The organism is Ensifer sp. LC163, assembly GCF_001695855.1.
Classification (GTDB): Bacteria; Pseudomonadota; Alphaproteobacteria; order Rhizobiales; family Rhizobiaceae; genus Ensifer.
On sequence record NZ_MBSS01000005.1, the window covers coordinates 152070 to 169863 of the forward strand.

A 17794-nucleotide genomic window follows, 5' to 3' on the forward strand; every position below is an offset into this window, starting at 1 on the left:
CGCTTGCGGTGGGGCTTGCCCACCCTCGACAAATGCCGATTGCGCCGGTATTGGCTTGGCCTCATTTCCTGCCTACAGCGCCGCGCGCCTTATCAGGCGCGCAAAGGTCGCTATAGCACTTTAATGAATGCATGTTTTTGTCCTTAAATCGGAGACGATTTAAGGACACATGCAATAGAAAGCTGATCCGATGAGCCTTGCCTCGAAGAGCCCGCAGCCGCGCCCCGGCATTCTGGATATTGCCGCCTATGTGCCCGGCAAGGAGCATGCGCCCGGTGTCGCCAAGGTTCACAAGCTCTCCTCCAACGAGACGCCGCTCGGCGCCAGCCCGAGGGCGATCGAGGCCTTTCAGGCTGCGGCTTTTAACCTGGAGCGCTACCCTGATGGTCAGGCGCAGGCGCTGCGCGCGGCGATCGGTGCCGTGCACGGGCTCAACCCGGCAAACATCCTGTGCGGCAACGGCTCGGACGAGTTGCTCGGCCTCCTTTGCCACACCTATCTGGCGCCCGGCGACGAAGGCATCATCACCGAGCACGGGTTCCTGGTCTACAAGATCCAGATCATGGCCGCCGGCGGCACGCCGGTCACGGTCAAGGAGAGGAACGCCACCGTCGACGTCGATGCGATCCTGGCCGCAGTGACCGAGCGCACGAAGCTCGTGTTCATCGCCAACCCGGCGAACCCGACCGGCACCTATATCCCGGTCGACGAAGTTCGCCGCCTGCATGCGGGCCTGCCCGAGGGCGTGCTTCTGGTGCTCGATGCCGCCTATGCCGAATATGTTCGCCGCAACGATTACGCGACCGGGCTCGAGCTGGTATCGGCCAACCGCAATGTCGTCATGACCCGAACCTTCTCGAAGATCTACGGTCTCGCGGGCCTGCGCATCGGCTGGATGTATGCGCCGCCGGAAGTGATCGACGCCGTCGATCGCGTCCGCGGGCCGTTCAATCTCAATGCTGCGGCGATTGCGGCCGGAGCGGCTGCGGTTCGCGATCAGGCCTTCGTCGCACAGGCGGTCGACCATAACCTCGTCTGGCTGGACCGCGTCAGCGATGCACTGGAAGCGATCGGCCTCAGGGTGACGCCATCGGTGACCAACTTCGTGCTGATCCACTTCCCGGACGAGGACGGCAAGCGCGCGCACGATGCGGACGCGTTCCTCACCCGTCGCGGCTTCATCCTGCGCGCGATCGCGGCTTATGGCTTTCCCAATGCCTTGCGCATGACCATCGGCTCGCAGGAAGCCAACGAGGGTGTCATCGCGGCACTGACAGAATTCATGGGACGGAAATGATGACACAGCAGTTTGAAACGATCGCGCTTATCGGCATCGGCCTCATCGGCTCATCGATCGCCCGGGAAATCCGCGACAAGCAGCTCGCCGGCACCCTGGTGATCTCGACCCGCAGCGAAGCGACGCTTGCGCGCGCTGAAGCGCTCGGCCTTGGCGATCGCTACACGCTGTCGGCTGCCGATGCGGTGCGCGGCGCCGATCTCGTCATCGTGTCGGTGCCCGTCGGCGCATCCGGTGCGGTAGCCGCGGAAATCGCCGCCCACTTGAAGCCTGGCGCGATCGTGACCGATGTCGGCTCGACCAAGGGCTCGGTCATCGCCCAGATGGCCCCGCATCTGCCCGACACGGTTCATTTCGTGCCCGGCCATCCGATCGCCGGCACCGAGCATTCCGGTCCCGATGCCGGCTTTGTCGGCCTCTTCCGCGGCCGCTGGTGCATCCTGACGCCGCCCGCCGGCCAGGACGAGGAGGCGATCGCGCGGTTGCGGCTGTTCTGGGAAACGCTCGGCTCGATGGTCGAGGAGATGGATGCCGAGCACCACGACAAGGTGCTGGCGATCGTCTCGCATCTGCCGCACATCATCGCCTATAACATCGTCGGCACGGCCGACGATCTGGAAGCGGTGACCGAATCCGAGGTCATCAAATATTCCGCGTCGGGTTTTCGCGACTTCACCCGCCTTGCTGCTTCCGACCCGACCATGTGGCGCGACGTCTGCCTGCACAACAAGGACGCGATCCTGGAAATGCTGTCGCGGTTTTCCGAGGACCTCGCCTATCTGCAGCGGGCGATCCGCTGGGGCGACGGCGAGAAGCTGTTCGACCTCTTCACCCGCACCCGCGCCATCCGCCGCTCGATCATTCAGGCCGGCCAGGACACCGCCATGCCCGACTTCGGCCGTCATGCGATGGATCAGAAATAGCCGAAAAACGAAAAGGCCCGGGGCGTGGAATGATCCATGCCCCGGGCTCGTTTTATTCTCGCGAATGCAGTCAGCGGCTTTCGCTCCAACCAGATCAGAGTGTCGGCAGCACGCCGATCGGGATGAAGGCGAGGAAGGCGGTGCCGTCGCGCACGTTGAGCTTGACCGTCGCCTCGTTCTTGCCGTTGGCCAGCGCCTTCAGCATGTTGGCGGTGTTGTTGACGAGGTTCGCATCGTCAGGGATCAGCGTGACCAGGTTGGTGCGCCAAGCCTCGATATTGGTCATCGTCAGCGAAAATTCACCGGAAATCAGCCCCTGGTCGTTGACCGAGAAGGGGCCAGACAGCTTGGCGTTCATGCCCGAGCCGAGGTCAAGCGTCATCTGTCGCAGTTCGCCCTTGCTGCCGCGCAGCATGGCCGGTGTGGGGATGCCCGAGCCCATCCAGCTCGCCTTGTCGACAAAGGTGAGGTCGGCGGCGACATTGGCAGGCGGCGCGAAGCTCGCGCCGTTTTCCGGGCGAAGATCGAGCTTGTCGACGCTCAAGGCCGCGTCGAGGTCCTTGCCGTTCTGGCGCAGATGCATTTCGCCATGGCTGGCGCCGAAACCGAAGCTGTCGCCGGTCAGCGGCAGGCGCACGGTGCCGGTCAGGTTGTCATAGGTGAGCGAGCTGCGGTCGAGCCCGGAAAGCGTTGCCCTGACGCTCGCATGCAGCAGCGTCCAGTCGGCCGAGACGTTGAGGCCGGGCGACACGCGCAGTTCCGCCGGACCGTCGAGCTCGATGATCGCATGGCCGGGCTGGTAGACCTGTGCCGCGGTTCGAAGCGCCCCGAAGGAGGCGGAGGCACCGCGGCGGCTGTCGTCGAGATTGACCTTGTCGCAGAAGAGGCCGATGCGGAAGGGGAAGCCGCGCACGTCCATGTTCGTGCACTCGCCGCCAAGCCCGGTCGCCTGTCCGTTGGCAAGATAGGTCGCCAAGCGCTTCTCGACCTGATCGGCCGCGGCAAACCAAGCGGCCGAATAGGCGCCGCAGACGATCACGATGCCGGCGATCAGCCAGCGAAACTTCCGGCTGACCGGCGAGGGATTGGCGACTGCGGTTGCGGTCATGGTAACGCGTACTCCACCAAACTCAGATCGCGGCCGCCTTTCGGGTGGCGCCGCCGATCCTGCTTATTATCTTTCATTCTATGCACGGGAACGACTTGTCTCTTCCGTGCCGAGATGCTGTCCCGTAGAAACCGACGTGGCTGACCACCGATGAGCCGACGATTCGGCGATGAGCAGACAGCGCGGATTGAATGACAGTGGATATGGACGAATTTTGGGTCTTTGGCTACGGGTCGCTGATGTGGAACCCGGGCTTCCGGTTCGAGGAAAGATCGACGGCGCGAGCATTTGGCTATCGTCGGTCGCTTTGTGTGCGCTCGTGGGTCCATCGCGGCACGCAGCAGCGGCCAGGCCTCGTGCTGGGGCTCGATTATGGCGGCTCCTGCATCGGGACGGCGTTTCGCGTCGACAGCAGAGAGAGGGCCGAGGTGGTCGACTATCTGCGGGAGCGCGAGCTCGTCACGCATGTCTACAAGGAAAAGACGATGCCGGTGCAGCTCGCCGACGGCCGGCGCGTCCCGGCGCTGACCTACGTCATCGATCGCGCCCATGTGCAATATGCCGGTACGCTCAGTGCCCCGGAGGCGGCGGCGATCGTCGCCGTCTCGTCGGGAAAGTCGGGTCCGAACAGCGAATACGTGTTCAACACGCTCGCCCACCTCAAGGAGATGGGCATTCGCGATCATTGGCTGGAAGAAGTCGTGGCGACCCTTACAGCGCCGCGCGTCATATATGACGCGCAAAGGACGCTGTAACGCTTTAAACTTGCTGCATAATTTCCGGGATCGACATTGATGCGCGGGATGATCTAGCCGCGGCCCATCGCCTTCAGCTCGTTCAGGCGCTGCTTTGCCGTCGGCGGCAGCGGCAGATGCGGGTTATTCCTGACGGTCTCGATCAGCAGTTCGTCACTTGCAGCCTCGGTCACTTCGACCAGCCTGGCGAGGAACTCGTCCGGATCGAGGCCCGCTTCGATCGGCGGCAGCACGCGCACCTTGAAATGACCGGGGAAGCGCAGGAACTTGCGGCGCGGCCAGAACAGGCCGGGATGCATGGCGACGGGCACCACAGGCACATTGAGATCGCGATAGAGCCGGGCGATGCCGTATTTGTAGTGCGGCGGTGCGCCAGGCGGTCGCCGGGTGCCTTCGGGATAGATGATCAGCTCGCGACCGGAAGCCATTTCCTGCTTGGTGCGATCCATGACCTCGGTCATGGCACGGCCACGGGCGGCCCTATTCACCGGCACCATGCGCTGCTTCTTGACGTACCAGCCGAAGAGCGGGATCCAGGTCAGTTCGCGCTTGAGAATGAAGAAGGGATCATTGAGCCAGGGCAGGAGCGCATAGACATCCCAGAACGACTGGTGCTTGGGCGCGAAGATGTAGCCGCTCTTGGGAATGTTTTCCAAGCCCTCGATCTCGAAGGTCGTGCCGACCATCTTTTCGAACAGCCAGTGATTGCTGCGCGCCCAATTCTTCGGAACGAACCACGCCATCTTTCTCGGCACCAGAAAATAGGCCGGCGTAAAGACGATCATCTGCAGGATGAGATTGACGTAGAAGACCAGATTGAAAAGGACCGAACGCAGGACGATCATCAGCAGGCTCTCGAGAGGCGAGTTCAGGGATATCCAGCCCGTGGGCCGATGGATCGCTGCGTACACGAATAAACGCCGAAGGAAAACCGCTCGTTCTCACTTTGCTGATCGAGGCGCGCCGGCGATTATTCTTCGGCCGGCGTCGCACGCGAGGGAACGGTGCGCAAGCCGGTCGCCGGGCGGGCACCCGCCATATCGCGCACGGAGGCGACGGAATACTTGCCGAACTCCAGCAGGATCGATTTCAGCACCATCGGATTGCGTAGCCAGTTCGTCGTCTTGAGGTCCGAATTGACGACGGGATAGGCGATGAATTCGGTCTCCGGGCGGGCGCGGCGCAGCTCGAGCAGGCTTCGCGGCATGTGGTAGTTGTTGGTCACGACCAGTACGCGCTTGTAGCCTCGGTCGCTGATCCATTGGCTGGCCTCGGTCGCGTTGCCGATCGTGTCGATTGCCTCGTGACCGATGTCGACGCAGCACTTGAAGAGATCAGCCGAGCTTTGGGTGTTGCGGCGGATCTGGCTGCCTGTGGTCGCCGGGTGGACGCCCGAAATCAGCAAGCGTTTGCCGGCCCCGGACTTCAGGAGGTCGACCGCCTGATCGATGCGCTGAAAGCCGCCGGTCAAGACGACGATCGCTTCCGCCTTCGGGTTTGCCGGAGGCTGCAAGGAGGCGACGGTATCGGCGAAGTTGAGGAAGGCTGCGACAACGATCGCAGACGGCACGAGCAGAATGAAGAACATTCGCCGGAGAATTTTGCGCAAGGGACCACGGGGTCGGCGTTCCTGCTCGGCCCCGCCTTGCCATTTTCCTCCTCTGGCCATCCCGCTCCCGCGAAGTCCTTGCGCCATCATGATTCTCTTCAGATAGCGCCAGATTGCGGCAAGGAATAGATCGAATAAAGGCGAAACATCTGGGCGTCAGCTTTGGTATGTATCCGTACGTCCTGGGTCGGAGCGGATCAGGTCGATCTCGTAGATCGTGCGCGTTACCGTGAGCCGCGCCGTCAGCGTCGTCAACACGGCAATGACGATCATGATGGCGATAATGCCGAGATAGCCACTGTAGCCGATGGTGAATGTGCCGAAAAGGGCGGTCGCCTGGTCCGTTTCCGGCGTCGCCAATGTGCGGGATTGCCAGTAGCCTGCAAGCGCAAAGAAGATCGCGGCGAGCAGGCCGCCGGCGCCGGCCCCCTTGAGGCTTATTCTCAGGAAGTGCTTCTGGAACTCCGATGCCACGAAGCCGGCCTCGGCGCCGACGAAGTGCAGCACTTCGACGATATGGCGGTTGCCAGACAGTGCGCCGCGCGTGGCGAAGATGACGGTCAGCACCATGGTCGAGAACACGAGGACGAGCACGCCCGTGCCGATCATCGCCGTCGTGTTGGCCATCGCCACCAGACGGTCGACCCAAGTGCGGTGATCGTCGAGGAAGGCCTGGGGGATGATCTCCGTCAGTGCCTTGCGCATGGCGGCGAAATCGGGCGGATTGTTCTCGTCGATGGTGATGATGACGAGCCGGGGCACCGGTAATTCGTCGAGATCGAGGCCTTCTCCAAGCCACGGCTCGAGCAGACGGGCGGTCGCCGCGCGGTCGACGATGTTGCCGCCGGTCGCGCCGCTGAAGGTCAGGGCCAGATCGCGCGCGTCGGCGAGCGCTTTTTCCATGTCGAGATTGTCGTCCGGCTTGATCTGGATGGTGATCTCGCGAGAAATCTGGCTCTGCCAGCTTTGCGCGGTGGCGCGCACCATGCTGACACCGCCAAGCGTCAGGCAGGCCAGGAACGACATGATCGCGATCACGCACATCAGCGCGTGGCCGGACACATTCGTCGCCGGCACGATGGGCCCCATCGGCCGCACGCGCATCTCCGTCCGGCGCGGCTGCTGCTGCGGTTCCGGCTGCTGCTCAGGCACCTCGTGGGTGCGTTTGGTGCGGCTCTCACTCATAGATATCGAGCCGCCCCTGCGAAAGGATCATGCGCCGCGCCTCGACCTGATCCATCAAGGACAGATCGTGGGTGGCGATGACCACGGCGGTGCCGAGCCGGTTGAGCTCGAGAAAGAGGTTCAAGAGGCGGCGGGCCATTGGCGGATCGACGTTGCCAGTCGGCTCGTCCGCAAGCAGGATTTCCGGGCGGTCGATCAGGGCGCGGGCGATTGCCGCGCGCTGCTTCTCGCCACCGGACAGAACCGGCGGCAGCACGTTGATGCGCTCGCCAAGTCCGACCCATTTCAGCAGTTCCAGCACGTCGGCGCGGTAGCTCGATTCGTCCTTGCCGCGCACCCGTAAGGGAAGCGCGACGTTCTCATAGGTCGTCAGATGGTCGAGGAGGCGAAAATCCTGGAAAACGATGCCGACGCGCCGGCGCAGCATCGGGAACTCTTCGCGCGGGATCGACGAAATGTTGCGGTCGAACATGCGGATCAGGCCGCGCGTCGGTTGCAATGAGAGGAAGAGCAGGCGCAAGAGCGTCGTCTTGCCGGCACCCGAAGGTCCGGTCAGGAACTGGAACGACCGACGCGGAATGTCGAAGGTCAGGTCCCGGAGAATTTCCGGCCCCATACCATAACGCAGTCCGACGTTCTCAAAATGAATCAAAGGCTGGCCCAGTCTCTCTCACGACCCGTGCAGTTTTTGCTTGGGGGCCGGCCATCTGCGCATAGGACGACAAGCACCGAAAGGTAAAACCGCCAGCGGAACCATGGTTAAGCAGCGGTTAATTTTTCATGAAAAGACGCCGCTTTCACGGCCTCTTTCCGAAACATTAACCATTTCGGTTTACGTGTCGGAAAGATTTGATGCAATGCCCTGATTCTTGCACCGCTCGGGATCGGCGCATTGCCCGATGGTTTCGCAGGGACGGCAGGTCCGCCCGCGATCCAGGAGGAAAGGCGATGCAGGCATTCCGCACGAAATCGGCTGGAGCTGCGGCCTATGCCGATCTGCTGCCACCGGACCGGGTTCCGCGCGAAGGTGCATCTGCAACGCGCCGCGTCGACTATGTCGATGCCGAGTTCGAGACCGTTTCGGCGACGGCCCGCCGCAATCCCTATCCTGTTTTCAACGACAATCAGAAGCAAACCAGACGCCATGGCCCGACCCTGACGGTCGTTCGCGACGAGCAATCCCCGCTGAGGCGCCTCTTGTCTCTCGCCGAGAAACGGTTACGCGCCATGCCGGCACGCCAGTTCGCCGGGCTTGTCGCAGGCTTCGCCCTTGCGGCTTTTGCAGCGATCATTGCCCTTTCGACCGGCGACGGGGTCGAGAGCGAGCCGCTGGCGATCACCGATGTGACCGCTTCGCTCGATTATTCCGGCGGCATGCGGGTGCTTTCGGTCTACGGCTCCATCGATAATTCCTCCTCCGCCCTGCAGCGCCTGCCGTTGGTCGTGGTGGATGTGGTCAGCAATGGCCGCAAGGTCACCGCCACGCGGCTGATGCCGGAGGGGGCTGCCATCGCGCCCGGCGAGAGCCGCCGCTTTGTCACCAGGCTCCCATATGCAGGTGGAAAAATGCCGGAGGTGAAGGTTTCTTTCGCCGAAAACGGTGTCTCCGTGCGCTGATTGTGCTAAGCGGGCGCGAAAGGGAAGGCGTTTGTCTTCCGGATGAAACGCTGGAGAAGCCGCATGCCCGTCGTTCGCGGAAAGAATATCGAGCCCCTTTACACGGCAGAGACGATTGCCGCACGCAACAACGAGCTTGCCGATATGATCGTCAACGGTCCGCACCAGGACCTTCTGGTGATCGCGGTGCTGAAGGGCTCGTTCATCTTTGCCGCAGATCTGATCCGCGCCATGCACAATACCGGCCTTGCACCGGAAGTCGAGTTCATCACGCTGTCGAGCTACGGGCTCGGGACCGTCTCGCAGGGCGTGAAGATCATCAAGGACATCGACAGCGACGTGCACGGCCGGGACGTGCTCCTGATCGACGATATCCTGGAATCCGGGCGCACCCTGCGCTTTGCCAAGGAACTGATGTACGAGCGCGGCGCGCGCAACGTCACCGTCGCGGTGCTGCTCGACAAGCGCGTCAAGCGCAAGGTCGAGCTTGAGGCGGATTATGTCGGCTTCGAATGCCCGGATCATTTCGTCGTCGGTTACGGCATGGACGTGGCCTATGCATTCCGCGAATTGCCTTTCGTCGGCGTGGTGACCGGCGACGCCGAATAACGGTGAGAATGCGCTGCGCTGCGGCATTTGAGATTGTGGCGCTGTAACGGCGTCCGGGCCGCGTTCGCCCGCTCGGAGTAGAGCTGTCGTAACAGGGATTCCGAAATCCAGCCGCCCGGCGTTTACCGAACACAAAGAAAAAGCTGGTTGTTTGAGGTCGTGTCGTGCGTCGCCCCTTGAGGGCGCCGCGTGCCGCTGCGGCCCGCCGTCACATTTCTCGTGGGCGTTGCCGTACCCATAGGAATGGGCCGGTCTCTTCGCGATAGAGCCGTGCCGTCGCAGCGAACGCGGGAGGCCATGATGGCGAAGATCCTGATTACCGAGGACGAGGATGCATTGCGCTCCTTCGTCGCGCGGGCCTTGAGGCTCGATGGACATGAGACCGTAGAGGCTGGAGACGGCGCAGACGGACTTGCCTGCCTGCAAACCGAGAATTTCGATCTGCTGCTGTCAGATATCCGCATGCCCGTCATGGACGGCATCGAGCTGACGCATCAGGCGGCCGCCGCTTTCCCGGCGATGAAGATCCTGCTGATGACCGGCTACGCCGAGCAGCGTGAGCGTGCCGACGATCTCGCCGACAAGATCGTCGACGTCATCTCCAAACCCTTTTCCCTGCCTGATATCCGCAAGGCCGTTGCACTGGCACTCGCTGCCTGACAGCCTCCGCCGTGAAGCGGCGGCGCACGACTGCCCGTCGGGGGCGGAGACAGCCGTGAAGGCCTGCCGGTTTGACAACTGAATACGCCCTTGGTGCGTTTCCGCTCCGAGGGCGTTGTCGTTTCTGGTTGTTTCTATCGGCCGTGGTCAGCGCATGTCGAGCAATCGCTCGAGATATTGACGCTCGGCTTCCGGCGACAGGGTGTTGCCGAGCCGGCGACGGATTTCGTCGAGGATCTCGCGGGCGCGCTGGGTATCGATTTCATCCGGCACCTTGACCTGGTCGCCGAAATCCGGACCGGCGTTCTGCTGGCGCCGGCCGAGCGGATCGCGGCCATTCTGGCCGTATTGCGGAATGCCCTGGCCGGGCCCCTGACCCTGGGCCTGCATCTGGTTCATCATGTCCTGGGCGCCTTCGCGCAGTGCCTGCAGTGCGCGGCCCTGGCTGCCGACGGCCGGCTCGCCCTGGCCCTTGCCGAGCGATCCGGAGGCGCCTTCCATTTCGCGCTTGGCGTCGCCGAACCCCTTGCCGGGCTTGATGCCCAGGCTTTCCAAGCCCTTCCGCAACTCGCCGAGTTGCTTGCCCAGCGCATCCTGCTGCTGCTTCAGCTGCTTCAGCGCGTCCTTCAGCTGCTCGGCGGTCATGTCGTCAAGCGGGTTGGGCTCACCGTTCTCATCGCCGCGCTGACCGGGGTCCTGCGGCATTTCCTGACCGTAAAGCTCGTTGTCTTCGCCCTGCAACGGATCGCCGCGCTGCATGCGGTCGCGCTGCGCCTGGTCGAGCTTGAACGTCTCGTCCATCAGCCTTTGCTGTTCCTGCATCAGCTGGCCGAGCTTGTCCATCTGCTCGCGCATGGCGTTGTTCTGTTCGCCCATCTGCTGCTGGCCGCGGTTGGCCTGCAGGTTGTTCATCAGCCGCTGGAGCTCGGACAGCATCTGCCGGGCCTGGTCGCGTGCGCCCGATCGCGCCAGGTTCTCGATCTGGTTCATCAACTTCTCCAGATCCTGCGGGCGCAGCACATTGTTCTGATCCGGATTGGCGGCCATGCGCGGGTTTTTCGCGGCCTCCTTGGCGAGCGCCTGCATGTATTCCTGCATGGCTTCGCGCAGTTCCTTCATCAGTTTGGCGATCTCCTCATCGGGCGCATTGCGCTCAAGCGCGTCCGACAACGCCTGCTGCGCGTCGCGCAGGCGGCGGTCGGCGAGCGACAGATCGCCATCTTCGATGCCAAGCGCGATCTCCCAGAGGTGTTTTGCGGCATCGCGCAGCATGTCGTCGTTATGCGCCAGCGCCATGCGTGAGCGCGCCGACTTCAAGAGCAGGAAATGGGTGAGGTTGGGGATCGTCTCCTCGGCGAAGCTGGTGATCGCATCGTTGAGGTCGATCGCCCGGGGCAGGTCGTTGGCGTTGAGTGCGAAGACCTGGCGCTGTTCGGCGACGGAGCCCGCCAGGGGATTGAAGAACTGGCGTGCCGGCAGGATCATATCCTGCGGCACGCTTCGGCCCTCCTGGCCGGCAGCATCGCGAGCGACGAGCGTGAGGCGAACGCGCTTGCCGGCGAGCGGATGTTCACTGAGGTTGCGGCTGGTCGTGCCCTTGGCCTCGCGGGCATTGCGGCGCGGCAGGTCGAGCCGGTATTCGGGAAGCGGATAGAGCGGCCGTGCGTCCTTCACAGGCTCGTCCAGCGGCTTGATCTCAGCCCATGCCTGCGCGATGCCGTAATCGTCGGTTGCCAGGAAGGCGATGTCCAGCGACGCATTGGGGGTGGGCTTCGGCAGGCCGTCGAAGGCGATCTGCGGCACGCTGTCCGGGGTGATCTTGAACGTCCACCTCTGGTCGCCGACAGATAGTTCGCCGCCCTTGACAATCTTGTAGGCGTGATTGCGCACGGCATTATCGGGCGCCTTTTGGACGGCCGGTTGCGCTGACGCAGTCTTTTCGTCGGTTTTTTCCCCGGCGGTCGGGATGATGATCGGCTCTGCCGCTCCGTCTTCCGCATAGCGGACGGTTTCTTCCGTGCCGGCGCCGGTGACGCGCACGGTCAGATCACTGAACTGCGGAATGGTGATTGCCGCCATTTCATCAGAGGGGGATGCGACGCCCTGGCGACCGGTGAGGAAGACGGGCGCGCGCCCGGTATAGGCGGGCGGCGTCACCCAGGCATCTACCCGGATGTCGGCGACTTCGCTTGTCGCCTGCGGCAGATGGAACACGTCGGAGAGCAGTCCCGCCCGATTGGAATAGGAATAGGCGAAAGCGACGCAGGCGAGCAGAACCGGCAGCGCGCGCAGCGCGAAGGGGTCGTGGCGGGCAATGTCGGGACGCGGCAGGCCGGTGTCGAGCGCGCGGATCGTCCGCGCCATGCGCGCCTGATGTTCGCGCCACAGCGCTTCGCCGAAGGCACCGCCGGTTGCCGGCATATCGTCTTGGACGCGGATCGCCTGGTGGGGAAGGTCGTTGCGTTCCTCCAGCATCCGGTCTGCGTCGACATTCCCAGGCAATCTTAACCGGGTCAGCGGAACGAGGGAGGCGATGAAGGCGACGAGAAAGCCCAGAAGCACGACGGCGTGCAGCCAGAGTGGGGCAATGCGGAACAGACCGAGCCAGGCGGCGGATAGAAACAGGAGGGCGATCGACGCGGGAACGAGGGCGCACGGCAACACCTGCTCGGCGATCAGCACCGCCCGCGCGACAAATCTCTTCAGCGCCAGCGTTCTGGCAAACGACTTCGGTTGTGGCGTCTCATCCTGCCGGAATTGCGTCATCCGCCCAAGTTCCCTTTCGGTCGCTCATGACCGCTCGTGACCGACCTTTTGAATGATCAGGATAACATCGTTTGTGGCGAAGACGAGGGCGACAACAAAATCGTGATCGCCCGCACGGGCGATCCACAGATCATCGTCCGATCCGGAAGGTCGCTCAGTCGAGCCAGTCCGGGACGGAATCGAGCCCGATCAGGTCGTCGTAGCTTTGGCGCGGCCTGATCACATGGAAGCGGTCGCCCTTGACCAGCACTTCCGGGATCAAGAGCCGGCTGTTGTAGGTGCTGGCCTGGACTGCACCATAGGCGCCGGCAGAGCTGATGGCGAAGAGATCGCCCGGCTTCGGCATGGCCATCTCGCGATCGAGCGCCAGGTAGTCGCCGGTCTCGCAGACGGGACCGACGACGTCGGCCTTGATGCGGGGCGCATTGGCGGCGGAGATGCGGACCGGCCTGATCTCGTGATAGGCCTCGTAGAGCGTCGGGCGGATCAGATCGTTCATGGCGCCATCGACGATGACGAAGGTCTTGTCGCCGCCATCCTTGACGTAGATGACCTCGGTCACGAGGATGCCGGCATTGCCGACGATCAGCCGGCCCGGCTCGGTGACGATCTTGCAGCCGAGCGATTGCAGCTGGCTCTTGACAATTTCGGCATAGGCGTCGGGCAGCGGCGGCGGATTGTTGTCTTCCTTATAGGGAATACCGAGACCGCCGCCGATATCGACGTGATCGATCGCGTGGCCGTCGCTGCGCAGCGTGTCGACCAGCTCGCGCAGCAGCTTGAAGGCATCGTCAAAGGGCTGCAGCTCGGTGATCTGGCTGCCGATATGCATGTCGATGCCGGTCACCTGGATGCCGGGCAGCGTTGCGGCATGGGCGTAGACGGCGCGGGCGCGCTCCCACGAAATGCCGAACTTGTTTTCCTTCTTGCCGGTCGAGATCTTCGAATGGGTGCGGGCGTCGACATCCGGGTTGATGCGGAAGGAGACGTGCGCACGCTTGCCGGCGCGGACGGCGCGCTGGTTCAGGATCTCGAGTTCCGGTTCGGACTCGACGTTGAAGCAGTAGATGCCGGCCTCGAGTGCCAGGTCCATTTCCTGCGGGGTCTTGCCGACACCCGAAAACATGATGCGGCCCGCCGGAATGCCGGCGGCGAGCGCGCGGCGCAGTTCGCCGCCCGACACGACGTCGACGCCGGCGCCAAGGCGGGCGAGCGTCTTCAGGACGGCCTGGTTCGAATTGGCCTTCATGGCGTAGCAGACCATCGCGTCGACGTCGGCAAAGGCCTTGGAGAAGACCTTGTAGTGCCGCTCGAGCGTCGCCGTCGAATAGCAGTAGAAGGGCGTTCCGACGGTACGGGCGATGTCGGTCACCGGCACGTCTTCAGCGTAGAGGATTCCGTCGCGGTATTCGAAATGGTTCACGGGCGTTGCTCGGCTTGGAGCATTTCCAGGAAAAGTGCGAAGCGGTTTTCCGTCGGGAAATGCGTTGAAACAAAGAGTTAGAGCGTTTTTACACCCCGTTTAAGCTGGAAACGCTCTAGAGGAGGGGATCGAGCAGGAAACGGCGGTCGTCCACCTGTTCTTTCTTTTCGACGGTTCCGGCAGGGGTCAAGGTGTTGATCGGTGCCGTCGAACCGGGTCGGTCGAGGTCGCCCTTGCGTCCGCAACCGACAAGAACCAGCCCGGGGATCGCCAGAAGAAGCGCGAGCCGGGCCGCCTTCGTGAATGTCATCGTGATTTTCCTTCGCGGAGACTGATGCTGGTGCGATGTCTTATCGATTTTTCCGGCGCTTGTGCACCCTGATTCTGCGACGCGTTTCAGACCCTTGTGCCCAGGCGTGCCGTCGGCCCGAAACCGCTGAACGGTTTCGGGCGACAGGAATCAGTTGCGGGCGCGCCACCAGGCGATCTGCTTGCGAACCTCGTTCGGAGCGGTGCCGCCGAAGGAGGTTCGGCTGGCGACCGAGGCCTCGACCGTCAGCACGTCGAACACCTTGGCGGTGATCTGGGGATGGATCGACTGCAGGTCTTCGAGCGTGAGATCGGCGAGGTCGCAGGCCTTCTGCTCGGCCAGCGCCACGGCGCGGCCGGTGACGTGGTGGGCATCGCGGAAAGGAAGGCCCGCTTCGCGCACCAGCCAATCGGCAAGGTCGGTCGCGGTCGAATAACCGGAGCCGGCAGCCGCCTTCATCCGGTCGGCGCGGATGGTCATGTCGCGCACCATGCCGGTCATCGCGGCAACGGCGAGCTCGAGGCTTTCAGCCGCGTCGAAGACCTGCTCCTTGTCTTCCTGCATGTCCTTGGAATAGGCAAGCGGCAGGCCCTTCATGACGGTCAGAAGTGCGATCAGCGAGCCGTTGATGCGGCCGGTCTTGGCGCGCACCAGTTCGGCGGCATCGGGGTTCTTCTTCTGCGGCATGATCGAGGAGCCGGTCGAAAACGCGTCGGAGAGACGGATGAAGCCGAACTGCGGCGTCGACCAGATGACGATCTCTTCGGCAAGGCGCGACAGGTGGGTGGCGGCGATTGCGGCAATCGACAGGAATTCGAGCGCGAAGTCGCGGTCCGAAACCGTGTCGATCGAGTTGCGGGTCGGACCGGCAAAGCCAAGCGCGCTGGCGGTCATGTGACGATCGATCGGGAAGCCGGTGCCGGCAAGGGCGGCCGCGCCGATCGGGCTTTCGTCCATGTGCTCGATGGCGTGGCGCACGCGCGAGCGGTCGCGGCCGAACATTTCGACATAGGCCATGCAGTGGTGGCCGAAGGTCACGGGCTGAGCCGTCTGCAGATGGGTGAAGCCGGGCATGACGGTCTCGGCATGTTCCTCGGCGCGGTCGAGGAAGGCGGCGATCAGGCCGGTCAGCGCCTTCTCGGTCCGCTGCAGCTCTTCCTTGACCCAGAGGCGGAAGTCGAGCGCCACCTGGTCGTTGCGCGAACGGGCGGTGTGCAGCCGACCGGCGGCCGGGCCGATCAGGGTCGCAAGCCGGGCCTCGATGTTCATGTGGATGTCTTCGAGGCGACGGGAGAACTCGAACTGGCCGCTTTCGATCTCTGACAGGATCGTGTTGAGACCGTGAACGATCTTGTCTTTGTCCTCGGCCGAAATGATGCCTTGATGCGAAAGCATGGTCGCATGCGCTATTGAGCCGCGGATGTCCTGAGCATAGAGCTTCTTGTCGAAGCCGATCGAGGCATTTATCTCCTCCATGATCGCATCCGGACCCGAGGCGAAGCGACCGCCCCACATCTGGTTGGAGGATTTCGTCTCGGAATTGCCGTCAGCCATGAAGAATGCCCGCCTTGGAGAATGAAATGTCCGACCAGAAGAAATCCCCCCCGGCCGTGAAATTGTTCGCGCTCGCCGCCGTGTTCGGCGTGATCGTCGGTGCGGCAGCGGTATACGTGAAGGAGACGGGGTCTGGCAATGCCGAGACGACCGAAACGGCCGCTGCCGTCTGCCCGTTGACGGGCGAAAAGGTCGCCTCGCTGACGCCGTTCATGAAGGGGCAGGTGGCTGCGATGTCGCCGGCCGCGTCGCCGCGCCCGATCGCGCTTGATTTCAACGGCCCGGACGGCAAGCCGACGACTACCGCTGCATTTGCCGGCAAAACCATCCTCGTCAATCTCTGGGCGACCTGGTGCGTGCCCTGCCGCGAGGAGATGCCCGCCCTCAACGCGCTGCAGAAGTCGCTCGGCAGCGACAAGTTCGAGGTGGTCGCGATCAACATCGACGTCGGCGACGACGAAAAGCCGAAAGCCTTCCTCGACGAGACCGCCGTCCACGACCTGCGCTACTACCGCGATGCTTCGATGGGCGTCTTCAACAGTCTGAAGAAGGAAGGATTGGCATTCGGCCTGCCGGCAACCTTGCTGCTCGACGACAAGGGTTGCCTGATCGGCTCGATGAACGGCCCGGCCGCCTGGGACAGCGACGATGCCAAGGCGCTGATCAGCGCCGCCATTGCCCCGGCCGCCGGCAGTTGAGCGCCTGTCCGCCACGGTCTGAAAATGAAAAGCCCGGCATTTCGCTGGGCTTTGAATTTCGGATGTCGGTGGATTAGCGGGTCGGCACCGGCACGTCGCCGCGATAGTCGTAGAAACCGCGGCCGGACTTGCGGCCAAGCCAGCCGGCTTCGACATATTTTACCAGCAGCGGGCAGGGACGATACTTCGAGTCCGCCAGACCGTCGTGCAGCACCTGCATGATCGACAGGCAGGTGTCGAGACCGATGAAGTCTGCGAGCTGCAAGGGACCCATCGGGTGGTTGGCGCCGAGCTTCATGGCGGTATCGATCGCGTCTACCGTGCCGACGCCTTCATAGAGCGTGTAGATCGCTTCGTTGATCATCGGCAGCAGGATGCGGTTGACGATGAAGGCTGGGAAGTCTTCGGCGACCGTCACCGTCTTGTCGAGCGTGCCGACGAATTCCTTGGCTGCCTTGAACGTACCTTCGTCCGTCGCGATGCCGCGCACGAGCTCGACCAGCTTCATCACCGGAACCGGGTTCATGAAGTGGATGCCCATGAATTTTTCCGGACGGTCGGTTGCCGAGGCGAGGCGGGTGATCGACAGCGACGAGGTGTTGGTCGCAAGCAGTGCTTCCGGCTTCAGGATAGGACATACCTGGCCGTAGATCTTGCGCTTGATGGTTTCGTCCTCGGTGACCGCCTCGATGACGAGGTCCACCTGCGACAGGTCGTTGATATCGGACGAGCCCTTGATCAGCGCCAGCGCGCTCTTGCGGGCCTCGTCGGTCATCTTGCCGGAAGACACCTGACGGGCAAGGTTGCCGTTGACGGTGGCCAGCCCTGCCTCGATGCGGTCAGCGGCAAGATCGTAGATCTGCACCTTGTATCCGGCCATTGCCGAAACATGCGCAATGCCGCAGCCCATCTGCCCGGCACCAATAACTCCGACCGTCTTGATCATCGCGGCGAACATCCATCTTCAAGAATTTTGGCGGCCATGCCGCCGTCACATACGAAAATACCGGGCTGGTCTGACCGGCCCGGTAGATTGTTAATGCCAAGTCAGCGCTTTTGCCAGCCCTTTTCCTTGGGGCTCTCACGGCGCGGTTGGCGAATGGTTACAGCGCCTTTTGCAGCTCCGGCAGGGCTTCGAACAGGTCGGCGACGAGGCCGTAATCGGCGACCTGGAAGATCGGCGCCTCCTCGTCCTTGTTGATGGCGACGATGACCTTCGAATCCTTCATGCCGGCCAGATGCTGGATCGCCCCGGAGATGCCGCAGGCGATGTAGAGATC

Annotated in this window: 18 protein-coding genes; 7 read left to right on the forward strand and 11 right to left on the reverse strand. The window is 63.0% G+C overall.

Annotated elements, in window-relative coordinates:
* Window positions 1–190: 190 nt before the first annotated feature.
* A complete protein-coding gene (gene hisC / locus BC360_RS05805) occupies window positions 191–1297 on the forward strand; it encodes a histidinol-phosphate transaminase (RefSeq protein WP_065794569.1) in 1107 nt (368 codons plus the stop codon).
* The gene (locus BC360_RS05810; protein WP_083222456.1) at window positions 1294–2220 is read left to right on the forward strand and encodes a prephenate/arogenate dehydrogenase family protein; all 927 of its coding nucleotides are present in this window, start codon (window positions 1294–1296) and stop codon (window positions 2218–2220) included. The genes hisC and BC360_RS05810 overlap by 4 nt, the downstream gene beginning before the upstream one ends.
* A gap of 94 nt (window positions 2221–2314) precedes the next feature.
* Here BC360_RS05810 and BC360_RS05815 read toward each other — a convergent pair whose 3' ends face one another.
* Entirely contained in the window at window positions 2315–3328 is a 1014-nt protein-coding gene (locus BC360_RS05815) for a DUF2125 domain-containing protein (RefSeq protein WP_065794571.1), read from the reverse strand.
* A 191-nt stretch (window positions 3329–3519) separates the two neighbouring features.
* Here BC360_RS05815 and BC360_RS05820 point away from each other — a divergent pair, with 191 nt between their 5' ends.
* A complete protein-coding gene (locus tag BC360_RS05820; RefSeq protein WP_065780844.1) occupies window positions 3520–4083 on the forward strand; it encodes a gamma-glutamylcyclotransferase in 564 nt (187 codons plus the stop codon).
* Between the two features lie 53 nt (window positions 4084–4136).
* Here the strand turns inward: BC360_RS05820 and BC360_RS05825 are convergent, their stop codons facing one another.
* From BC360_RS05825 to ftsE, 4 genes are all read right to left on the reverse strand, one after another.
* Complete coding sequence (locus BC360_RS05825; RefSeq protein ID WP_065781112.1) at window positions 4137–4928, reverse strand: lysophospholipid acyltransferase family protein; 792 nt, start codon at window positions 4926–4928, stop codon at window positions 4137–4139.
* Window positions 4929–5053: 125 nt separating this feature from the next.
* Window positions 5054–5752 (reverse strand): YdcF family protein, encoded by a 699-nt coding sequence (locus tag BC360_RS05830; RefSeq protein WP_065780843.1) that lies wholly within the window; start codon window positions 5750–5752, stop codon window positions 5054–5056.
* A 96-nt stretch (window positions 5753–5848) separates the two neighbouring features.
* Window positions 5849–6796, reverse strand: coding sequence for a cell division protein FtsX (locus BC360_RS05835; protein WP_413813727.1), 948 nt, complete (start codon window positions 6794–6796; stop codon window positions 5849–5851).
* 73 nt (window positions 6797–6869) lie between these two features.
* A complete protein-coding gene (gene ftsE, locus BC360_RS05840; protein ID WP_063934108.1) occupies window positions 6870–7529 on the reverse strand; it encodes a cell division ATP-binding protein FtsE in 660 nt (219 codons plus the stop codon).
* A gap of 296 nt (window positions 7530–7825) precedes the next feature.
* On the opposite strand from ftsE, the gene BC360_RS05845 reads away from it, so the two are divergent.
* From BC360_RS05845 to BC360_RS05855, 3 genes are all read left to right on the forward strand, one after another.
* Entirely contained in the window at window positions 7826–8494 is a 669-nt protein-coding gene (locus BC360_RS05845) for a hypothetical protein (RefSeq protein WP_065794572.1), read from the forward strand.
* 63 nt (window positions 8495–8557) lie between these two features.
* The gene (gene hpt / locus BC360_RS05850; protein WP_065780840.1) at window positions 8558–9103 is read left to right on the forward strand and encodes a hypoxanthine phosphoribosyltransferase; all 546 of its coding nucleotides are present in this window, start codon (window positions 8558–8560) and stop codon (window positions 9101–9103) included.
* Between the two features lie 300 nt (window positions 9104–9403).
* Window positions 9404–9763, forward strand: coding sequence for a response regulator (locus tag BC360_RS05855; protein ID WP_065794573.1), 360 nt, complete (start codon window positions 9404–9406; stop codon window positions 9761–9763).
* A gap of 147 nt (window positions 9764–9910) precedes the next feature.
* Here the strand turns inward: BC360_RS05855 and BC360_RS05860 are convergent, their stop codons facing one another.
* The 4 genes from BC360_RS05860 to argH all read right to left on the reverse strand — a co-directional run bounded on the left by BC360_RS05860 (window position 9911) and on the right by argH (window position 15816).
* A complete protein-coding gene (locus BC360_RS05860; RefSeq protein WP_065794574.1) occupies window positions 9911–12529 on the reverse strand; it encodes a TIGR02302 family protein in 2619 nt (872 codons plus the stop codon).
* Window positions 12530–12683: 154 nt separating this feature from the next.
* On the reverse strand, window positions 12684–13952 hold the full coding sequence (lysA, locus tag BC360_RS05865; protein ID WP_065780838.1) for a diaminopimelate decarboxylase: 1269 nt from the start codon (window positions 13950–13952) through the stop codon (window positions 12684–12686).
* Between the two features lie 115 nt (window positions 13953–14067).
* Window positions 14068–14262 carry an LPS translocon maturation chaperone LptM gene (lptM, locus tag BC360_RS05870; protein ID WP_065780837.1) on the reverse strand — a complete coding sequence of 65 codons (195 nt, stop codon included), beginning with the start codon at window positions 14260–14262 and terminating at the stop codon, window positions 14068–14070.
* Window positions 14263–14412: 150 nt separating this feature from the next.
* Window positions 14413–15816, reverse strand: coding sequence for an argininosuccinate lyase (argH, locus tag BC360_RS05875; protein ID WP_065794575.1), 1404 nt, complete (start codon window positions 15814–15816; stop codon window positions 14413–14415).
* A gap of 26 nt (window positions 15817–15842) precedes the next feature.
* Here argH and tlpA point away from each other — a divergent pair, with 26 nt between their 5' ends.
* Entirely contained in the window at window positions 15843–16514 is a 672-nt protein-coding gene (tlpA, locus tag BC360_RS05880) for a thiol:disulfide interchange protein TlpA (protein WP_065794576.1), read from the forward strand.
* A gap of 73 nt (window positions 16515–16587) precedes the next feature.
* Here the strand turns inward: tlpA and BC360_RS05885 are convergent, their stop codons facing one another.
* Both BC360_RS05885 and BC360_RS05890 read right to left on the reverse strand, forming a co-directional pair.
* On the reverse strand, window positions 16588–17460 hold the full coding sequence (locus tag BC360_RS05885; RefSeq protein WP_065781110.1) for a 3-hydroxybutyryl-CoA dehydrogenase: 873 nt from the start codon (window positions 17458–17460) through the stop codon (window positions 16588–16590).
* A 157-nt stretch (window positions 17461–17617) separates the two neighbouring features.
* Window positions 17618–17794 (reverse strand): electron transfer flavoprotein subunit alpha/FixB family protein (locus tag BC360_RS05890; RefSeq protein WP_208858156.1); only part of this gene is annotated, 177 nt, incomplete at its 5' end.